Below are 3,982 nucleotides of genomic sequence, written 5' to 3' on the forward strand. Positions count from 1 at the left end.
CGCCTTGACCCTGTCGGCCATGGTGAAGATGACGTTGTAGAAAGCGGCCGAGCCGTCCGGCGAGATGTTGCCGGTCAACGACACCACCTTGTGCTGCGGGCATTCCATCGGCGGCAGCTGCTCGATCGCCGCCTTCAGCGTGCGCCCGGTGCCGATCGCCATGACGATCGGGGTCGGTGAACGCAACCGTCGCTCGATCTCGGCGGCAGCCGCCTCGGCGATGCCGATCGTGGTCGAGGACGAGTTGGGGTCGCTCGGCACCACTTCGACCAGATCGAGCGCAAAGCGCGATCTCAGCCGTGCCGCCAGATCGAGGCAGTTGGCGATCGGATGGTCGACGCGAACCTTGATCAAGCCCTCCGACACCGCCAGCGATACCAGCCGCTGCGCCGTTTGCCGCGAGATGCCAAGCGTCGAAGCGATCTGGTCCTGTGTGTTGCCGGCAACATAATAAAGCCAGCCGGCGCGTGCCGCATCGTCCAGCCTGTTGCTGCCACCATCCTGCCGGCTATTCAAAGTCCTGCCTCCCGAGACCGCCGGTCATGAGAGCGGCCCATGCCCACTTTCGCAGGGAACGGCCTGCTGCGCAATTGTCAAATCTCGGGGGCAATTGCTTGCTGTCCCTCGGCGTAGGCACGGCCCAGTTTCTCGTCTCCCCACGATGTCTGTCTCGCCAAGAGACTTGGCTGCGGTCCCGGCAGGCGGCACGTTCTTGCGCTCCGAAGGTTTATCTCCCGGCTCAAACCCTTTAAGGGATGGCAAAAAGGAGCCTCGCATGACGCCGAAAGCGGTTTTCTGGGACATGGACGGCACGCTGGTCGACAGCGAACCGCTGCACGAAGCTGCCCTGGTGGCGGCGATGCGCAATGTCGGCCTTGTCCCGCCGAACGATCTGCATGAGCGCGTGCTCGGCGTCGCCGCCTGGCCGGTCTACGAGATGATGCGCGACGAGTTCGGCCTGGACCTGCCTTTCGACGACTGGATCCTGCGCAAATACGAACACTACCTGCCGCTGGTGGAGAGCTTGAAGCCGCGCCCCGGCGCGATCGAGATCTTCAACGAGCTGCGTACAAGAGGCATCCAGCAGGCCGTGGTCTCGAATTCGGACCGGATGATCGTCGACGCCAATTTGAGCATGGTCGGCCTGATCTACCCCGGCATGAAGACGATCAGCCGCAACGACGTGCGCGAAGGCAAGCCGCATGCCGAGCCATTCCTGCGCGCCGCGTATCTGGCCGATGTCGACCCCGCGCAGGCGGTGGCGATCGACGACAGCTGGCCGGGCGCCATGGCAGGGCTGGCGGCGGGAATGAAGACGATCTTCTGGCCGGAAAAGCCGATGGAAGGCCCGCCCGGCGCCGTCGTCATCAACAGCGCCGAGGAATTGGGGAAAGAGCTGGGGCTCTGAGGAAAACCGCCCAGGTCGGCGCCGTCCCTCATCCGCCTGCCGGCACCTTCTCCCCGTATAGTGACGGCACGGGGAGAAGGACGCTCAATTCCGGTAGACCGGTTCCTGCTCGTCGAGGATCGCCTTCAACTCGCTGAGATGGCGTTCGGCCTGGCCGGGATAATCGTCCATCTCGCTCGCCGCCTTTTCGGCGATCGCGTCAGAAAGCGTGCGCAGCGGGCGGCCGGTCCACAGCGCCTTGATGTATGTCTCGGCGGCGCGTTCGAAATAGAACATGCGGTTGAAGGCATCGGCGACCGTGTCGCCGATGACCAGCACGCCGTGATTGCCCATCACCATCACCTTGACCTTGGGATCGACGAGAAGCTGCGAGCAGCGCTCGCCCTCCTCCTCGAAGGCCAGCCCGCCATAGTGCGCGTCGACGACATGGCGGTTGAAGAACATCGCCGAATTCTGGTCGATCGGCGGCAATGTCGAGTCAGCGAGCGATGCCAGCACCGTAGCGTGGATCGAGTGCACATGCATGACGCAGCGCGCGTGACGCACATTGCGATGGATGGCGCCATGCAGCCCCCACGCCGTCGGGTCGGGCGCATTGGGGCCGGAGAGCGTTTCCGGATCGTTGGCATCGATCATCAGAAGGTCGCTCGCCTTGATGCGCGAGAAATGCACCTGGTTGGGGTTCATGAGGAATTGTGTGCCCTCATCGTTGACGGCCAGCGAGAAATGATTGGCCACCGCCTCGTGCATGTTGAGCCGCGCCGTCCAGCGGAAGGCACAGGCGAGATCGACGCGCTCCTCATAGTAGGGCAGGTTGGTCAGCGTTTCCTTTTGCAGACGGGCAAGGCTCATCGAAAAATCCTCCGGTTTCGGCAAGAATGCCGTGGCCAGCCCATTCCCGCAACCGGTTTTGGTTGGTGCAGGGATGCTCACGCCGCCGTGCTGGCAGCGGCAGCGCCGGCTCGCAGGCCGCCATGCTCGATGATGAAATCGATCACCTCCTGCAGTCCCTTGCCGCGCGACAGGTCCGTGAAGCCGAACGGCCGCTTGCCGCGCATGCGGCCGGCGTCGCTCTCCATCACGTCGAGGTTGACGTTGACGTAAGGAGCCAGATCGCTTTTGTTGATGACCAGGAAATCGGAGCGGGTGATCGCCGGCCCGCCCTTGCGCGGAATCTCCTCGCCCTGGCAGACCGAGATGACATAGAGCGTCAGGTCGGCGAGATCCGGCGAGAAGGTGGCGGCAAGGTTGTCGCCGCCGGATTCGATGAAGACGATGTCGAGGTCCGGGAACTTCCTGTTCATCTGCGCGATCGCCTGCAGATTGATCGAGGCATCCTCGCGGATCGCGGTATGCGGGCAGCCGCCGGTCTCGACACCCATGATGCGGTCCTCGGGCAGCGCCTGCAGCCGCGCCAGCATCATGGCGTCTTCCTTGGTGTAGATGTCGTTGGTGACGACGGCGATGGAAAACTCGTCGCGCAGCGCCTTGCACAGTTTTTCGGTCAGCGTCGTCTTGCCCGAACCGACCGGGCCGCCAATGCCGACGCGCAGCGGACCATTTGTCTGTGTCATGCGGGAAACTCCGTGATGGCGAGGATGGCAAAGCCGAGCCCGATCAACAGGCACAGCGGCGAATAATAGCGGACATCGAGCCGCGCGAAAGGCTGTTCAGGCGTCAGCCGCCGCCACCATGGCGTGAAGCCGGCTATGCCGCGCCCCAGGAACACCAGACCGATGAGCAGCGACGTGGCGGCGAGACCCTCCTTGGGGAAGGGTGAAGCGAAGACTCCCATGAGCGCCAGCGGCCATAGTGTCGCCAGGCACAAGCACGCGGCAACGGCGAAACTGGCAAACGGCGTCGGCATCTCATCGACGCCGCGAAAGCCGACCACGGCGCGAGCGCAGGAGGCTGCGTCCTGGCCCGGCCAGATGCCGCCAAGGCCCCAATAGACATGCAGAACGGTGATCAGCAGCAGGACAAAGGATAGCGAGAAGGCGAGAAAAATCATGAGCGGAACAGTCGCGAATATTGGGTTTCATGCTTCATCGCCATGACATCGGAGACGAAGGCGCAGCCACCGAGATCGTCGAGTGTCGAGCGCGCGGCGCGGCTTGCGGTCGCCAGGGCCAGCGGCTCGAAGCCGGCTAACAACGTGGTCGCGCCGCTCTGGCCGACGATGCCAAGCCGGATCGCTGCCTGCACAAGGTTGGAGAAGAAGGTTTGCAGGAAGGCTGACAGCGCATCCTGAAGCGCGATGCCGTTGCCACCCGCAATGGCGCCGACGGCGACGCAATAGGCGCATTCGGCCGGCAGGCGCTCCAGCACCGGATTAGGCCAGGCGGCCGCCGCTTTGAGGAAGGCTCCACCCTGGAGCATGGTCTCGGTATGGCGTTCGCGCGAGCCGGCCAGGGCTTCGGCGAGTGCCGCCACTTCATCGAGATCACCGGTGCCGCATGCTCGGCGCCAGCTCTCGGCGAACAGCACGGCGTCGTTCCAGCCCGAGCCCATCTCGACCAGCGTCTCCAGCCAGCCGGCGAGGCTCCCGGCATCGGCAACCAACCCGTCATGCAC

Annotated in this window: 6 protein-coding genes; 1 reads left to right on the top strand and 5 read right to left on the bottom strand. The window is 64.1% G+C overall.

The genetic code is table 11. From position 1 onward, the window contains the following. The coding region (locus EN879_RS26845; protein WP_245484243.1) for a sugar-binding domain-containing protein at positions 1–516 on the bottom strand (516 nt) is incomplete at its 3' end. A 259-nt stretch (positions 517–775) separates the two neighbouring features. Here EN879_RS26845 and EN879_RS26850 point away from each other — a divergent pair. Then, complete coding sequence (locus EN879_RS26850; protein WP_063169754.1) at positions 776–1,408, top strand: HAD family phosphatase; 633 nt, start codon at positions 776–778, stop codon at positions 1,406–1,408. A gap of 84 nt (positions 1,409–1,492) precedes the next feature. On the opposite strand, the gene EN879_RS26855 is transcribed toward EN879_RS26850, so the two are convergent. The 4 genes from EN879_RS26855 to EN879_RS26870 form a co-directional block, all read right to left on the bottom strand. Further along, entirely contained in the window at positions 1,493–2,260 is a 768-nt protein-coding gene (locus tag EN879_RS26855) for a class II aldolase and adducin N-terminal domain-containing protein (protein WP_024502042.1), read from the bottom strand. Positions 2,261–2,337: 77 nt separating this feature from the next. Further along, positions 2,338–2,982, bottom strand: coding sequence for an urease accessory protein UreG (gene ureG, locus EN879_RS26860; protein ID WP_013528407.1), 645 nt, complete (start codon positions 2,980–2,982; stop codon positions 2,338–2,340). Further along, positions 2,979–3,419: a DUF3995 domain-containing protein gene (locus EN879_RS26865; RefSeq protein WP_024502040.1), complete on the bottom strand. Its 441-nt coding sequence runs from the start codon at positions 3,417–3,419 to the stop codon at positions 2,979–2,981. The genes ureG and EN879_RS26865 overlap by 4 nt, the downstream gene beginning before the upstream one ends. Beyond that, the coding region (locus EN879_RS26870; protein WP_164774596.1) for an urease accessory protein UreF at positions 3,416–3,982 on the bottom strand (567 nt) is incomplete at its 5' end. The genes EN879_RS26865 and EN879_RS26870, both read right to left, overlap by 4 nt.

Source organism: Mesorhizobium sp. M7A.F.Ca.AU.002.02.1.1, from assembly GCF_003998535.1.
GTDB classification, from domain to species: Bacteria; Pseudomonadota; Alphaproteobacteria; order Rhizobiales; family Rhizobiaceae; genus Mesorhizobium; species Mesorhizobium ciceri.

What these genes read in the sequence shown, in the direction of transcription:
- EN879_RS26850 (WP_063169754.1), top strand. Translation starts at nt 776, where the DNA reads ATGACGCCGAAAGCGGTTTTCTGGGACATGGACGGCACGCTGGTCGAC.
- EN879_RS26855 (WP_024502042.1), bottom strand. Translation starts at nt 2,260, where the DNA reads ATGAGCCTTGCCCGTCTGCAAAAGGAAACGCTGACCAACCTGCCCTAC.
- ureG (WP_013528407.1), bottom strand. Translation starts at nt 2,982, where the DNA reads ATGACACAGACAAATGGTCCGCTGCGCGTCGGCATTGGCGGCCCGGTC.
- EN879_RS26865 (WP_024502040.1), bottom strand. Translation starts at nt 3,419, where the DNA reads ATGATTTTTCTCGCCTTCTCGCTATCCTTTGTCCTGCTGCTGATCACC.